The following is a 15,671-nucleotide window of genomic DNA, read 5'->3' as shown; positions in this document are numbered from 1 at the left end:
GGGGGAACGATGAATGCAGCTAATCTTATTATCCGGTGGGTCGGGAAAACGCTTATGGCCCTTATCAAACGATTCGAGATCAAAACAATTTTTACAGGTGCTTGCTAATGAAGACGGCCATATGGAGTCGATGGTGCAAAGAGTATGGCGGCAGCTTGGTCACGTGGGTTTACAGCAATCAACCATGATTGCTACAAGCAAATCTCAAGTAGATATGATACAAAGTCAATTAGGTTCGCATGTGCCGCTTATTACTGAACCGGAGAGAAGAGACACATTTTCCGCTATTGCTTTAGCAGCTGTATATTTGTATTGCATAAAGGGGGTTAGCTTACAAGAAGTAATTGGTGTACTTCCCGTTGATCCATTTGTTGAGGACCGTTTTTTCCATGAAGTGGAACGGTTGGAAGAAACATTGATAACTTCTGAGGCAGACCTTGCTTTAATAGGTGTAAAGCCGACATTCCCTTCAGAAAAGTATGGTTACATTTTACCTAAAATTGAGGACATTCAACGGGCTTATATGGAAGTAAGCCATTTTAAAGAAAAGCCGTCTGCATTACAAGCAGCTGGCTTAATAGAACAGCACGCTTTATGGAACGCAGGAGTTTTTGCATTTAAGCTTGAATACATTTTATCTATCCTTGAAGAAAAGGGCTTGCCTATCCATTACGAGGAGTTATACAAACAGTATTCGCTTCTGCCAAAAAAGTCATTTGATTATGAAGTCGTTGAAAAAACAAAAAAAATAGTAACGGTTCCTTATAACGGTTATTGGAAAGATCTTGGAACGTGGAATACACTAACAGAAGAAATGTGCACAAATCAAATGGGCGATGGAGTAATCAGTCAAGATTGCACAAATACTCATATGATTAATGAGCTGGGAATACCAGTTACTGTAGTCGGTGTGACGGATCTTATCATTGCAGCGAGTCCCGACGGTATTCTCGTATCGGATAAAAATAAAAGCCCGAGGGTTAAGACATTGCTTGATGGAATTCAGAAGCGGCCAATGTATGAGGAGAGACGCTGGGGTTGGTATCGCGTGCTCGATTATACGAAAGTGGAGGACGAAGCGGAGGTATTAACCAAGCGGGTTTGCATAAAAGCTACCAAGAATTTAAGTTATCAAAAGCATCGTTTTCGCAGTGAAGTCTGGACAATTATTAAAGGAAAAGGAGAATTTGCTTTAAATGGCTTAATTTATTCTGTGAAAGCGGGAGATGTGCTTCATATTCCAGTTGGAGCAGAACATGGGTTGAAGGCAATCACAGATTTGGAATTTATCGAAGTGCAATCAGGTTCTAATTTAGTAGAAGAGGACATATACCGCATTTACATGGACTGGTATGAAGTCGTGCAGCATTGCAATAAAGTAGTAAGTTGAATAAGAAGGCAAAATTGATGCTAGAGAAGAATATGCACATTAGATGGCTGCCTATTATTTTTCTATTTGGAGCAGTTAGTTTCTATTTGCTGATAGGTTTGCGGGGGTGGGGAGAGCCCGACCTTGAACAGACGAATCGTGCATCCCGGGAACAAGTTGTAGAAGTAGAAGATTTTACAACAGATGAAAGAGGAACAGCAGACGATTATTCAAAGGCGATTCAACAGGCCATTGATTTTTGTGTTACATACAAAAAAGAAAAAGTAATGTTTAGAGCAAACAAAAAGTATGTCGTCCAGTCAGGCTTTACTGTCAAAGAAGGCGTGAAACTGGAGTTTGGCCAAAATTCTATATTGGTGGTTAAGGGAAATGAGCGTGTGATAACCGTTGAGAAGGATGCCGTCATTATAAATGGAACCGTGCAAATCGTAGATCCTGATTTTCAGTCGGAAGTTATTTTTTTAAAAGGCACGGACCGCTTCGATGCCACAAATAGGACCCGTATTGAAAACATGGCGATTATCAACAAAAGTGAAAGTTACAAAGGAACGGGTCTTTCTCTTTATGCTAAGGGTCCGTGGCACAACATTAGCTTTGTTCATTTTGAAAATATTTCTATAGTGGGCTTCCAAACAGGCATTCAACTAAAAGCCGAAAATCCTAAAGATGAGACTTACAGTTGGATTAATGCCAATCGTTTTGAAAATGTGTCATTGGATGATTGTGTTTTTGGCATCCGGTTAGTAGGTTCAATCAGCATTCCAAATGAGTGCTCAGGCAATTATTTTACAGGGCTGCAAGTACAACTGACCGAACATACAGAGCAATTCATAAAGGCGGATGGTTCATATAATAAATTTGAGGGCATGGTTTGGGATGTGCAGCGTATCAGGCATTCTGCGCCGCTCGTAGTGCTTACAGCTGAAACAGAAAATAATCAATTAGATCTAAATATAGCAGATGAATGGATCAACGATCGTGGTCAGAAAAATAGTTACTGAGAAAAAAAGTGTCTGTTTATTCCGTCGAAAGAAGTGATAAAATGTTTTACTAAAACTAATGCAAACAACTCAATCCAGGTGCTAAAATTTAAGTAGAATAAAACTTTTCTTTTTCTTGCAAAGGCGAATATCAAATCATAGAAAAAGGCAAACTTATTGAAAAATAAGGACGCAAAGCTTCAGGTCTAAGGGGAAATACGCTATGACGGCTGGGCTGCCGATATTCTAGGAGGATTTTCTTATGAAAGAAGACCAAGTCTCAGTGGACAGGGAATGGATTGTTTTAATAAAAGAAGCAAAAGAGCTAGGAATCTCTCTTCAGGAAGTGAGGGATTTTTTGAAAAGCGGCCGGTTTGAGGGGACAAGTTTTAGGCTTGCCTGAAGATGACTCTAATGGGGGACATTCCGGTGAAGCGGTCAGATCTAAATAAGCAGAAAATAGTTGAATAGAGCCCTAATAAAAACTACAGCATTACGAAAGAAGTTTGACATGCGGGATCAATTGCCTATCGTTATTTCTGAATTTTCTGCTTGTTTGTTAAAGGAAGGCAAGTGAAAAAGCCCCGTTAAAAGAGAACTTATTTATCGGGACTATTAGACTTCTGCCATTTTTGAAACTCAAGAAATTGTTTAAACTGTTCTTTGCTGATCCCGGATTCCATTGCTTCTTTGGCCAGTTCGAGCCATTCAGTATCAATTTCTTTAATAGGATTGTCACCTTCGTCTATTAATTTCTCTACACTCACATTTAATACCGAGGCAACTTTATGCAGAAATTGAATAGAAGGATTTAATTGTATTTGGCGTTCCACTGAAGAGACGTATGATTTTGCTACTCCGGCTCGATTTGCCAATTCAGTCAACGAAAGTCCTTTAGACATTCTAAGCTCACGGATTCTTTCCCCTATAGACATTATGATCACCCTTAAAATATGCTGAAAACCGAATTATACAGATTTATTTTAACATGATACCGCTTAAAAGAACAAAGCCCTTATTAAAAGTAATGGAGCATTTATGATCAGTTACAGCAGGACTGGGCTGAAATTACACAAAAACATGAGAGAAGCGACTCACTCATATTGTTTCCACAACGTACTATCTTCTTATCTGATGCTCATCGGTAAAGGAGCATTTATATGTGAAAAGATGTGTTTGGCAACAGACTGAAACCTTTTGACAGTCAAGGGAAGAACGGCAGTAAATAGCTTGAATGGCTTCTCACACGGGTGAGGGGCTTTTCTTTATGACTAAAAAAGAGTTTGCTGGTAGCTCTCTAGCTCGTACAATCAATTGGACCTGTCTTTGCCACAGGTTAAGACTTTTCCTCGTAAGGATAAAATGTGACATTCTTCCCTTTCATTAGATATATTAGCTAGGGAATAATCAACATTAACAAGTAAAATTTAACTCCTATTACGATTTTGAAGAGTAGGATGGATAGACTTGTCGGCTAACATAAGAGACCGCCTCGTTTTTATTGACTCATCCATTGTTTACCAAAGGTGTATCGTTATGTATAATCAATAACATTGGGTAATGTAAGGAGGAATACTTTTTGAAAAGACTAGCTGTATTTTGTGGATCAAGTAATGGAGCTTCTGATCTTTATATTGAAGGAGCAAAAACTTTAGGAAAAGAGCTTGCTAAGCGCCAAATCGAGCTTGTATACGGAGGCGCAAGTGTAGGAGTAATGGGAGCGGTAGCTGATGCTGTTTTGGAAGCGGGCGGTCATGTCATTGGAGTGATGCCAAGCTTTCTTGATGAAAGAGAAATTTCTCATAAACACTTATCTCAGCTAATTGTTGTTGAATCCATGCATGAGAGAAAGGCTAAGATGGCCGAATTAGCGGACGGATTTATTGCCTTACCGGGCGGACCAGGAACATTAGAGGAATTTTTTGAAATTTTCACATGGGCTCAGTTAGGACTACATCAAAAACCATGCGGCCTTTTGAATATCAATAATTATTACACCCCGCTTGTCACCTTGTTCAATCATATGACAGAAGAACAGTTTTTACAGGAAAAATACCGTTCTATGGCCCTTGTAGACACTGATCCGGCGGGTTTGCTTCATCAGTTTAATACATATCAGCCGCCTTCAGTGAAAACCTATATTACAAAATCTCAAAGCTAACTAAAAATGTTGAAAATCCCATCGTTTGTAGGGGTAGTCACTTAGCCCATAAAGGGCATTAGAAGGCTTTTAAAACTTAATAACTAGCTATAAAAGGGTTTGACCAACAAAGCGCAAGGAATCCCCGCTCAGCCAGCTGCCAGAGATGACTGATAGTTAAAAAGCCCCCTGTTTAATGGGTGATTAGACTGAGAAATGGCGATTAATCGATAACAGGCAAGGATAAAATTGATTCTAGTATAAAGTTGCTAGTTTTTCGGTAACCGACAACAACCTATGGTAGTCTAGATAGCAGAAGCAGGTTATTAAATCTGAAATAAATTAGAGGGAAAACATGAAAAAGGATATGAAGACACGGCAGACTATTCTTAAGGCTGCCCTTGAATGCTTTAGTAAGAATGGTTATGTAAACACGTCTATTAGTGATATTGTCAAGTGTTCTGGTGTAAGCAAGGGTGGCATATACTGGCATTTTAAGAGCAAAGAAGAAATGTTTGTTCAAATGATTGAAGAAGAATACGAACCATGGCTGAATAGTATCCATTCCACTTTATCAACCATATCTGATCCTATTGAAAAACTCAAAAAATATGGGGAAATGTTTTATTCTCAAATTGATATCCCGATTTTTAAATTGATACCAGAGTCATATTGGGGTGAAGTAGGAGAACAGTATCGTGAAAGACTGAATAAATGCTATTCTAAAGATGATGAATTAATCCATTCTATCTTTACAGAAGCGATTAACAAGAAACAAATCAAAGTATCCGATGCAAAAGCATTAACCTGGATTTATATCTCCATGTTAGAAGGCCTTTTTGCAAAGTTATCACTTCGATGGGAAGACAAAGAAGAATTAGTAAAGTATTTTGAACAAGGTATCGATATTTTTTTAGAGGGCCTTACAGTTAACAATGATACAAATTAAAAGCTAAAACCCCAGGCAAAATCGAGAGAACTGGAAAAACATCGTTCAAATGAGAGGGATGAATCCCCAGGCTATTTCAGGTTAAGTATCTTACATAAAGGCTTTTTCATCCTCACGGCTCGATAAGAGTTTGTGAGGTTTTTTGTGGAATTGGACTCTGGTTATTTTTCAATATAACTTCCGATCCATTCCCCATTCATATACCCACTATTTCTGAACATTTAGTCCAATAAGTTTCTTCGTTTTAGTCTTTAGTTTTTTCTATTCTTCCAATTAGAGGGGGAGGAGGTAAAGAATTACCTTACCTATATTTTATTTATAAACTTGTTATTTTGTATAAATAAAGTTGTTTAAAAAGTGCGAGGCATTTTATTCAACAACCGGGTCATTTAATTGAGTAATGAGTTGCAAAAAACATACTTTTTTATAATTGTCTTCTTACTACACAAATGTCATGAATACCAATGCTCGTGATGCCGTTCATGTGATAGGCGGGTTGGCAGTACCCCTATTAGAGCTTATTATTCTAAAAAAGAAGACGCCATCCAAAATACATCGGATAGCGCCTTGATATTTCAAGCAGTTCCATTAAGGGTTCGTCGACCAAAGTCCAGCATGTTTTAATACAACACGTGGATGAAGTTTTAGCTGTGCAACCATTAAGTCTGCTAAATCTTCCGCTTGCATCACTTTTTCTGGATTGCCGTCTGTTAAGTTTAGCTCAACAGCCATATCTGTTGCAACCGTACTTGGCGTTAACGTTGTAACACGAATATTTTTCTTGCGTACTTCAAGCATTAATGACTCACTTAGTCCGATAACTGCAGCTTTTGAAGCCGAGTATGCACTTGTAATGGGTGCCCCTTTTTGACCAGCTGTTGATGAGATATTAATGATGTCGCCTGTGTTTCGCTCCATCATTTCTGGCAATACTGCACGTGTTGTGTAGTATACACCTTTTACGTTGACATCGATGATATTTGTCCATTCTTCAGGCGTTAAGTCCATAAAGTTACCGAATTTTGAAATGCCGGCATTGTTCACTAAAATATCGATTGCCCCAAGTTCGCCACGAATTGATTCAACCGCTGTGGTAATAGAGTCTAAATCCGCTACATTTGCCGCAGCGATTGCTACCTTCACATCATACTGTTTAAGTTCCTCTGCTACTTGTTGTAAATTTTCAAGCGTACGCCCAATAAGACCTACGTGAATGCCTTCTTGTGCAAAAGCTACTGCTGTTGCACGTCCTATTCCGCGCCCTGCTCCTGTAATTAACGCCACTTTTCCTGCGATTGATTGCATGTTTTTCGCTCCTTTAAATGAGATAGTTTTATTTTAGACGAAATAAAATGTATTAAACTAAAACATTTTAATAATTAAGTAAGGTGAATTTGTTAAAATTGTTCTGGTGATATAATTAATAGTGCTGTTTTACTCATAAATGTTTGCCGTCTAAAATAGATAAAGATTTGTCTTTAAGACTAACTTCATTCTACTTACGGTTTTCTACATTGTAAAGAATGCACTTTTTTGTGCGGAGGTTACCAAAAGGTTACTTACTTATATGAAAGGGAGTTAGCTCTATGTCGGATAAATTAAGAGAAGAGATAAGAGAGAGAATATTAAATCATGATTATCATTGTGAAAAAGAACTTACCTTATCGATTATTAGTGGGAAATGGAAAGTTGTTATTTTGTGGCATTTAGGTGTAGAAGGACCACATCGCTTCAGCGAACTTCAAAGACTTTTTCCGAAAATATCTCATAAGATATTAACAAACCAATTGCGTGAACTGATGGAAGATGGCATTGTTCATAGAGAAGTGTTTCCGGAAACTCCTCCGAAAGTCGAATATTCAATGACTGAACTAGGGATGACGTTATTACCAATTGTTGAGATGATGTATGAATGGGGAAAAAAGAGAATGGATCAAATTAAAGAAGAAAACGACGATTTTGCATAAGAAAAATAACGGGATTATTTTCAATGATCTAAATTGCCTGTGCTGTTAGCAAAAGTTATATTGAATATAAAAAGGATATTTTGTTGTATGAAAAATCTCGGACTTATTCTTTACTTATGTTAAAAAAGCAGAAAGAGAAAGAAGTTTTATCTTGTTTCATAATCGGGCGCTATTGTTGAATAAAACTTAGTCTTTTAAACGACTTTATTGTTATATTTTTTAGTGTAGTAAAGTATCTTACATCAAAAATTAAACAATTATATTTTTAACCCCGTTCTAAATTTAGAACGGGGTTATCCTTGTTTGAGCTTTTAAAATTAAATAACTTTATTGTCATTTTACAGCTTCACCCCTTCATATATGGTTTGTCTAAAGGGGTCTTTTTTTATGGTTAAAAGGAAAAGAACATCGATATTGATAAGCTGGTTAAGGAACATTTGGCTAAATAATGAATTGTTCCGTTAAAAGGCCATTTAATGGAATAACAAAAAAGAACTCAATTTATCTATTTTAATACAGAGGAAGTGGACTTTTACTATTGAAATTACCTTGATGTTGTATCTGTGAATTTCCTGGCGATACCCCTTATAAGGTGTTTAGAAATATTTCATATATATTTTAGAAAGTTTTAAGATTTATGTGATATAGTTCTGTTAATTTCTTAAAAAAATGAGCTGCTTTAATTTGGATAGTGTGGCTTATAAAAGGATCTTGAATGCTAAGAATAGGAATGATCTGTCAAAAACTTATAATAGAGCGAGTGAAAGAAATGTCAATTAAAATGAGGTTTCTGTTGTCTTATGTTGGGGTGATCCTTTTTTCTATCACTTTGTTTTTGGCAGCTGGTTTTTTAATCATTTTTGCCATAACAGGTGATGTAAACTCTATAGAGCATCTTTACAAAAAAACGTATGTACAAAAACCTCTGACAACAGTAGAAGAAAGTGTGTTTCTCGATTTAAAGCTGTTTGCTAAAAATAATCCTGAACAGCTCCTCAAGGAAAAGGAGCTTAAGAAAATGGAGAAGAAAGATATTGAGATGGTTGTTAGAAAGGGCACAAAGGTCGAGTATGCTTCGCCTTCTCTAGACAAACAGGCCCTGGTTCAATCCCTTCCCGGCTTTGAAGAAACAAACATCAATACGCGAGATACGATTAAAATCAACGATTATTTTTTTACTTATGTAAAGTTTGATTTTTATTTTCCGGATAAAAGTAAAGGGAGCATTTTTGTATTGAAGAAGGCAAGTTCCTATGCTGAGCTCATTCGAGAGCTGTTTCCCATCCTATCTGGCATTTTGCTATTGCTGCTTATCATAGTCATTGGTATGTTGAACTATTTGGTTTCACAAAGTATTATTAAGCCTATTTCTATTCTTAAAGAAGGTGCTGAAAGAATAAAGTCAGGAGATTTAGATTTTGAAATAAAGGCGATTTCAAGTGATGAAATTGGACAATTAAATCGAGCATTTGAGAAAATGAGAATAAAACTAAAAGAATCTATAAACCTCCAGCTTCAGTATGAGGAAAACCGCAAAGAGCTTCTTTCCAATATTTCACATGATTTGAAGACACCGATTACTTCGATTATTGGATATGTAGAGGGGATTAAAGATGGTGTAGCAAATACCCCTGAGAAAATGGAGAAATATTTATCGACTGTGCATTCAAAAGCTATAGACATGGATTCATTGATTGATGAGCTGTTTTTATTTTCCAAGCTGGATTTAAAAAAAGAACCATTCAATTTTGAAACCGTCGAGCTGGATAGATATATGACAGACTACGTAGAAGAACTCTATTTGGATTTACACCAACAAAAAATTGACATGGACCTTCACTTTTTGAATAAACCGATCTACGTGATAGTGGATAGAGAGAAATTAAAACGAGTATTAGCCAACTTAATAAACAATTGTGTGAAATATATGGACAAGGACCAAAAGAACATTTCTATTGCGCTAAATGAACGATTAGAGGATGTAGTTGTACAAGTAACAGATAATGGACAAGGTATAGAACCTTCTGCTTTGCCACATATTTTTGAACGTTTTTACCGTGCAGAACAATCAAGAAATTCCCAGACAGGCGGAAGCGGTTTGGGACTTGCGATTGCCAAACAAATTATTGTGGAGCATGGAGGGGAGATCTGGGCCACAAGCGAGATAGGCAAAGGTACAACTTTATTTTTCTCTCTAAAGAAAGGTGAACAAATGTGAAGGAAATATTACTTATTGAAGATGATATTAGCATTGCAGAACTGCAAAGAGATTATTTAGAAATCAATGATTTCCATGTCGATATTCAACATGCTGGTGATGTAGGGCTTCAACGTGCACTGAGAGGAAACTATGATTTAATCATCCTAGATATTATGCTCCCAGGATTAAACGGATTTGAAATATGCAAACAAATACGCGTTGAAAAAAACATCCCTATTTTGTTTGTATCCGCCAAAAAGGAAGATATCGATAAAATTCGAGGTCTTGGTTTAGGAGCAGATGATTATATTACTAAGCCTTTTAGTCCGAGTGAGCTGGTTGCTAGAGTGAAAGCACATTTAGCGCGCTATGAACGTTTAGCAGGGAACCAAACTCATTCAAATACAATTTTCGTTCACGGAATATCGATTGATAAGTCAGCGCGTAGAGTTCATATTAACGGAGAAGGTGTTCCCTTCACAACAAAAGAATTCGATTTGCTTGTATTTCTTGTGATGCATCCAAATCAAGTATTGAACAAAGAACAGCTTTATGAAAATATATGGGGATTAGAATCGGCAGCAGATGTTTCAACTGTGACCGTTCATATCAAGAAAATACGAGGGAAAATTGAAAGAGATCCTGCCCACCCGAAATTCTTGGAAACCGTTTGGGGAGCCGGGTATCGATTTAATGTTTAATTAAATAGGGCATGTTAGGAACCGTTACAAAAGTGACGGTTTTTTTATTAATTTTAAGAAACTTTCTTAAAAAGTTTATCTTTTTTAAGAAATTATTTAGATGGAGTTCAAAATTAAGCTTTAACATTATTTAAGCAATCACACTAAAGGTAGGTGAAATTTTCATGTGGAGGGGGCTAACCATAGTCATTGGATGTTTTTTCATTCTTCAGGGATGTGTTTCTGATAATGAGGGAGATCCAAAGAAACAGGAAAAACAAATAAAAGGAGAAATAGATGTGAATGAACAACTAATTCAAGCTGCAGAACGCAAAGAAGCGGATGCCATAAGAAGATTGATCAAGAAAGGTGTCGATATTAATCTGCAGGACTCAGAAGGACGAACTGCGACAATGATAGCCACTTATAACAATGATGTTGAAACCGCTAAAGTCTTGATTAAAGCGGGAGCGGATGTCAACATACAGGACGACATGAACAACAATCCTTTTTTATATGCGGGTGCAGAGGGATATATTGAAATTCTAAAGCTTACGATTGCAGCTGGTGCTGACCCAACGATTACAAACCGGTATGGAGGAACTGCTTTAATCCCTGCCTCTGAGCATGGATATGTGGATGTAGTCAAGGAACTTCTTACTAAAACGGATATAGATGTTAATCATGTAAACAATCTAGGTTGGACTGCATTAATGGAAGCTATTGTGTTGAATAATGGAGATAAAAAACAACAGCAAACTATACAACTGCTCATCGATCATGGGGCGGATGTGAATATTCCAGATAAAAATAATGTGACTCCATTAGAGCATGCACGAAAGAATGGATTTAAAGAGATTGAGAGCATTTTGTTAAAAGCAGGAGCAGAATAACCGGATTGTAAAAGACTCTACCAATGAAATCAGATTCCTTTATTAGATTTAATAAGGATTATAATCAAAATTATAGAATGAGGAGATGAAACAATGAACCAAACAGCAAAAAGATTATCGCCTTTACTACTCGGATTAACTTTAGCTTTAGCAGGATGCAATACGAATGCACAGGCCGGTGAAAGTGAACAAAAACAAGAAACAAAAACAGAACAAACGAACGCGAATAAATTCCATAGTTCAAATAAAGAGAAACAATCCGAAAATAAACTGACTAAAGGCCAGAAAATGGCTAACATTCTTAGCCGTACAAATTGGCAAGGGACAAGAGTGTATGACAAAAAGAATAATGACTTAACAAAAGAGAATGCAAACTTCATTGGTCTTGCAAAATATGATGCGAAGTCAGGAAGGTATGAATTTTTTAATGCTCAGACAGGTGAAAGTCGTGGTGATACAGGAACGTTCTTTATCACCAACGATGGGAAGAAGAGAATATTGATTTCAGAATCAATGAATTACCAAGCTGTTGTTGACATGACAAAACTAAATAAAGATGTCTTTACTTATAAAAGAATGGGAAAAGATGCTAATGGCAACGATGTAGAAGTATTTGTTGAACATGTGCCATATAAAGAAAAAGAGCTGGATTTTACCGATCCGGACAAGCAGTTAGACACTACTACAGGAGATATTGTTAAAGACGTTGATGGAGATAATATTTTAGGCAGCACTCTTTGGAACGGAACAAAGGTATTAGATGAAGACGGCAATGAGGTAACAAAGTATAATTCGATGTTTATAAGCCTGGCAAAATTTGATGACAAGACGAATAAATATGAGTTTTTCAATGCTAAAACAGGCAAAAGCCGTGGTGATTATGGCTACTTCGATATTGTACACGAAAATAAAATAAGAGCCCATGCTTCGATTGGAAATAATAAATATGGTGTCGCTCTTGAACTTACCGAACTTAATAATAATAAATTTACGTATAAAAGAACGGGTAAAGACAAAGACGGCAAGGACATAACTGTATTCGTGGAACATGAACCTTATAAAGGTGACCTTAAACCAAAATTTACCAAATAATGTAAAAAGGGCTTGACATGCAACTGAAAAGAAGATGGATTTCTCTGTTACTGGACGCTGTTTTTTGAATAAAACTTAAATTCTTAAACGAATGTATGGTTATATTTTTTAGTGTAGTGACGTACATCAAAATTAAACAACTAAACTTTCCCCCCGTCCGAAGCTGTGGACGGGGGGATCATTATTTAAATTTCTTAAAATTTACTAACTTTATTGTCCTTTCATGCTTGTTTTATAAGTATTCGTCGTTATTTATTTTTCTGAAATTTCAAAAAAATAAATTGACTTTCGATCAATGGGTGCATTAAAATAATTACAGACCGGTCGTTCGGTTTGTAAAAAATATTGAATGAACAGAGGTGGTAGTAGGAGTGACTCATCCTATACATTATAGCTTTTAGGAGAGAAGCCCTCTAAATTTTAAAGGCTAGATATCTCATTATTAAAATGAAAAGGGGAAAGACAAAATGGCAAGAGTAATTAAAAGTACCACACCTAAAAAGGATGGCTTTAGAATGCCAGGAGAGTTTGAGGAACATAAGGGGTCAATTATCATATGGCCGGAAAAAGGTTTTGCGTTCAGAAACGGAGGCAAGCCTGCACAGGAAGTGTGCGTGATGGTTGCAAATACAATTGCTGAGTATGAGGAAATGACAGTCATCTGCTCTGCAGCGCAATATGAAAATGCAAGAGCAAGATTGTCAGAAAAAGTGCGTGTGATTGAAATGTCAACAAACGAATCATGGGCCCAAGATAAAGGAGCTTTTTATGTGATTAACGATGAGGGGGAAATAAGAGGGGTTCAGTTTGGTTTTAATGCGTATGGAGGTTTAAATGAGGGGCTTTACTTTCCTTGGGATTTAGATAAGCAATTTGCACAAAAACTATTTGAGCTTGAAAATATAGATTCCTATGATGCAAGGCATTTTATTCTTGAGGGCGGGGCTACACAAGTAGACGGAGAAGGCACGATTATTTTGACAGAACAATGCAATCTGAATCCAAACCGAAACGGTAATATGTCTAAAGAAGAAGTGGAAAGAAATTGCAAAGAATACCTCGGTTTGGATAAAGTCATTTGGATTAAAAGAGGGATGCTATACGATGAAACAGATGGTCACATTGATGACATTTGTTTTTTTGTTAAGCCAGGAGTGATTGCTCTTTCATGGGTTGATGATGAAAGTCATCCGCAATATCCAGTATTTAAAGAGGCGTATGAGACTTTAAGTAAGGAGACAGATGCAAAAGGCAGGAACTTCGAGATTCATAAAATACACATACCGGAAATTATTTATATTACAGAAGAAGAAAACAGAGGCTTTGATGTAGTCGCGGATGCGGCACCTCGTGAGTCCAATCAGCCATTAGCTGTAACTTATATTAATGGATGTTTTATTAATGGGGCATTTTTAGTACCACAATTTAATGATCCGCGGGATCAAGAGGCGATAAAAAAATATCAAGAAATGATGCCGGACAGAAAAATAATTGGTCTCCCGACAAAAGAGTGGTCTCTAAGTGGCGGCAATATTCATTGCATGACTCTAGCTCAGCCTAAACCATAAACATTTAAAAGGAAAAAAGGTTATAGACTAAGTAAAGATGGAGGATGCAGCTCTGGTGTCTTAATTGGGTCATCTGTATATCTATAAAGAATTCTTTTGTTTCTCTTTTTTAAAAAGGAAGCGTTTCCATTAAAGGTTGAATCTCAATTTCTATGTGATTACTCAAAAAGAGTTGCAGGGGTGGCGCAAGGTATTTTTATCCGCCATGTTCAGGTTCGATCGTTATGAAATGACAAAGCATCAACAAATGAGCGATTTTTATGAAGCTGTTTATGTAATAGATAAAAGAATATAACTATTCAATTACCGTTGTATACTATTCGAATCTTAAAATTAAAGCCATACACCGGGAGGAATGAGTGTGGATAGTGCCATAAAAAAAATGAATACGGATGTTAATGAAGGTCAATTAAAACGCACATTAAAATTAAGGCACGTTATTTTTATTGGGCTGGCGTATATGGCTCCACTGGCCGTTTTTGATACCTTTGGGATTGTGTCTGACATAACAAACGGACATGTTCCAGCAGCTTATGTATTAATTACGATTGCGGTGCTATTCACTGCCTACAGCTATGGTCGAATGGTTAAAGTCTATCCCACATCAGGATCCGCTTACACCTATACGAGAAAGACAATGAACTCTTATCTAGGTTTTTTAGTCGGCTGGGTCGCCTTGCTAGATTATCTCTTTTTGCCTATGATTAACGCGCTGCTTTCTAGCATCTATCTTTCAGCGGCATTTCCGAATGTGCCACCGTGGATATGGATTTTTGCTACCATTGTCATTACTACGGGACTGAATCTTGCTGATATTAAGCTGGCCGTTCTCGTCAACTATTTTATGGTTATTATTGAATTTCTTGTTGCGATTCTTTTTGTGGTCTTTACTATTCGTGGGATTATAAATACTGAGGATGGAAAGTTATTCTCTGCTATGCCGTTCTTCAGTGGAGACATGTCCTTTTCTAACATTTTTGCAGGAGCATCCGTACTGGCACTATCATTCCTAGGATTCGATGCAGTCACGACGTTGTCAGAGGAAACAGTTGAACCTAAAAAAAACATACCTAAGGCGATCTTCATTATTGCTTTTGTGGCGGGTCTCTTTTTTATCGCAGTAACTTATTTTATGCAGACTTTGTTTCCTGACATTTCTGTTATAGAAAACATAGCTGGCGCCTCTCCAGAAATCGCCAAGTATATCGGTGGCGCTCTCTTTCAGGCTATATTTATCGCTGGTTATCTCATCGCCGTCCTCGCCTGTGGATTAACTCAACAAATGAGTGCTTCTCGCTTATTATATGCGATGGGTCGGGATGGTGTTTTACCGAAAAGGTTTTTCGGTTACATCCACCCACGTACAGGAGTTCCCATTTTAAATATTTTATTAATCGGAGTATTAGCATGCTCGGCTATGTTTTTAGATTTGGCAAGGGCAGCCTCCCTTATTAACTTTGGCGCCTTTATCGCTTTTTCTTTTGTTAACTTATCTGTTATCATGTTTTTCCTCAAATACGAGAAAAGTAAAAGAAATACACTAAAGTCGATTATCGCCTCAATTATTTTACCGCTAATAGGGTTGGGATTCAATTTGTATTTATGGTTTGAACTTGATTTTGCCGCTAAAGTAGTAGGGTTTGTATGGGCTGCCATTGGCATATTGTATCTGTTGCGTGTCACTAACTTTTTTAGGGTCCAGCCTCCCCAATTTAATGAAGAGAAATGAAAAAGAAATTTATCAGACAAACGTTTGAGTCTAATGGGCCTTTTTCTGTAAATAGAAAAAGGCCCATTAGTTTTTTTGTTTGA

14 protein-coding genes and 1 riboswitch are annotated in these 15,671 nt (G+C 36.9%); of the genes, 12 read left to right on the top strand and 2 right to left on the bottom strand.

The genetic code is table 11. From position 1 onward, the window contains the following. The first annotated feature begins 13 nt into the window (after window positions 1–13). The 3 genes from ACH0BF_RS13220 (at window position 14) to ACH0BF_RS13210 (ending at window position 2,773) form a co-directional block, all read left to right on the top strand. Window positions 14–1,390, top strand: coding sequence for a sugar phosphate nucleotidyltransferase (locus ACH0BF_RS13220; RefSeq protein ID WP_340854335.1), 1,377 nt, complete (start codon window positions 14–16; stop codon window positions 1,388–1,390). A 17-nt stretch (window positions 1,391–1,407) separates the two neighbouring features. Continuing rightward, window positions 1,408–2,391 carry a hypothetical protein gene (locus ACH0BF_RS13215; protein ID WP_340854334.1) on the top strand — a complete coding sequence of 328 codons (984 nt, stop codon included), beginning with the start codon at window positions 1,408–1,410 and terminating at the stop codon, window positions 2,389–2,391. A 136-nt stretch (window positions 2,392–2,527) separates the two neighbouring features. After that, window positions 2,528–2,613, top strand: a riboswitch (cyclic di-GMP riboswitch). A 19-nt stretch (window positions 2,614–2,632) separates the two neighbouring features. Continuing rightward, entirely contained in the window at window positions 2,633–2,773 is a 141-nt protein-coding gene (locus tag ACH0BF_RS13210) for an anti-repressor SinI family protein (RefSeq protein ID WP_340854333.1), read from the top strand. Window positions 2,774–2,969: 196 nt separating this feature from the next. Here ACH0BF_RS13210 and ACH0BF_RS13205 read toward each other — a convergent pair whose 3' ends face one another. Continuing rightward, the gene (locus ACH0BF_RS13205) at window positions 2,970–3,305 is read right to left on the bottom strand and encodes a helix-turn-helix domain-containing protein (RefSeq protein WP_340854332.1); all 336 of its coding nucleotides are present in this window, start codon (window positions 3,303–3,305) and stop codon (window positions 2,970–2,972) included. A 644-nt stretch (window positions 3,306–3,949) separates the two neighbouring features. Here ACH0BF_RS13205 and ACH0BF_RS13200 point away from each other — a divergent pair. Further along, window positions 3,950–4,531, top strand: a complete 582-nt coding sequence (locus ACH0BF_RS13200; RefSeq protein WP_340854331.1) for an LOG family protein — start codon at window positions 3,950–3,952, stop codon at window positions 4,529–4,531. A 334-nt stretch (window positions 4,532–4,865) separates the two neighbouring features. Continuing rightward, on the top strand, window positions 4,866–5,459 hold the full coding sequence (locus ACH0BF_RS13195; protein ID WP_120030886.1) for a TetR/AcrR family transcriptional regulator: 594 nt from the start codon (window positions 4,866–4,868) through the stop codon (window positions 5,457–5,459). 588 nt (window positions 5,460–6,047) lie between these two features. Here the strand turns inward: ACH0BF_RS13195 and ACH0BF_RS13190 are convergent. Next, window positions 6,048–6,764 (bottom strand): 3-ketoacyl-ACP reductase, encoded by a 717-nt coding sequence (locus tag ACH0BF_RS13190; protein ID WP_340854330.1) that lies wholly within the window; start codon window positions 6,762–6,764, stop codon window positions 6,048–6,050. Between the two features lie 281 nt (window positions 6,765–7,045). Here ACH0BF_RS13190 and ACH0BF_RS13185 point away from each other — a divergent pair, with 281 nt between their 5' ends. From ACH0BF_RS13185 to ACH0BF_RS13155, 7 genes are all read left to right on the top strand, one after another. Continuing rightward, the gene (locus ACH0BF_RS13185) at window positions 7,046–7,426 is read left to right on the top strand and encodes a winged helix-turn-helix transcriptional regulator (protein WP_340854329.1); all 381 of its coding nucleotides are present in this window, start codon (window positions 7,046–7,048) and stop codon (window positions 7,424–7,426) included. Between the two features lie 769 nt (window positions 7,427–8,195). Then, window positions 8,196–9,644, top strand: coding sequence for a sensor histidine kinase (locus ACH0BF_RS13180; RefSeq protein ID WP_340854328.1), 1,449 nt, complete (start codon window positions 8,196–8,198; stop codon window positions 9,642–9,644). Beyond that, window positions 9,641–10,327 carry a response regulator transcription factor gene (locus ACH0BF_RS13175; protein WP_120030892.1) on the top strand — a complete coding sequence of 229 codons (687 nt, stop codon included), beginning with the start codon at window positions 9,641–9,643 and terminating at the stop codon, window positions 10,325–10,327. The genes ACH0BF_RS13180 and ACH0BF_RS13175 overlap by 4 nt, the downstream gene beginning before the upstream one ends. A gap of 164 nt (window positions 10,328–10,491) precedes the next feature. Then, window positions 10,492–11,199 (top strand): ankyrin repeat domain-containing protein, encoded by a 708-nt coding sequence (locus ACH0BF_RS13170; protein ID WP_340854327.1) that lies wholly within the window; start codon window positions 10,492–10,494, stop codon window positions 11,197–11,199. A gap of 93 nt (window positions 11,200–11,292) precedes the next feature. Then, window positions 11,293–12,291 carry a DUF4822 domain-containing protein gene (locus ACH0BF_RS13165; protein ID WP_340854326.1) on the top strand — a complete coding sequence of 333 codons (999 nt, stop codon included), beginning with the start codon at window positions 11,293–11,295 and terminating at the stop codon, window positions 12,289–12,291. Window positions 12,292–12,758: 467 nt separating this feature from the next. Further along, the gene (aguA, locus tag ACH0BF_RS13160; RefSeq protein WP_340854325.1) at window positions 12,759–13,859 is read left to right on the top strand and encodes an agmatine deiminase; all 1,101 of its coding nucleotides are present in this window, start codon (window positions 12,759–12,761) and stop codon (window positions 13,857–13,859) included. A gap of 382 nt (window positions 13,860–14,241) precedes the next feature. Then, window positions 14,242–15,588, top strand: coding sequence for an APC family permease (locus ACH0BF_RS13155; protein WP_406909509.1), 1,347 nt, complete (start codon window positions 14,242–14,244; stop codon window positions 15,586–15,588). Window positions 15,589–15,671: the final 83 nt, after the last annotated feature.

Origin of the sequence: Pseudobacillus sp. 179-B 2D1 NHS (assembly GCF_045370945.1) — a bacterium.
Lineage (GTDB): Bacteria > Bacillota > Bacilli > Bacillales > Domibacillaceae > Pseudobacillus.
Note: the sequence above shows the minus strand (reverse complement) of the source record. Positions and strands in the feature narration are given on the sequence as shown.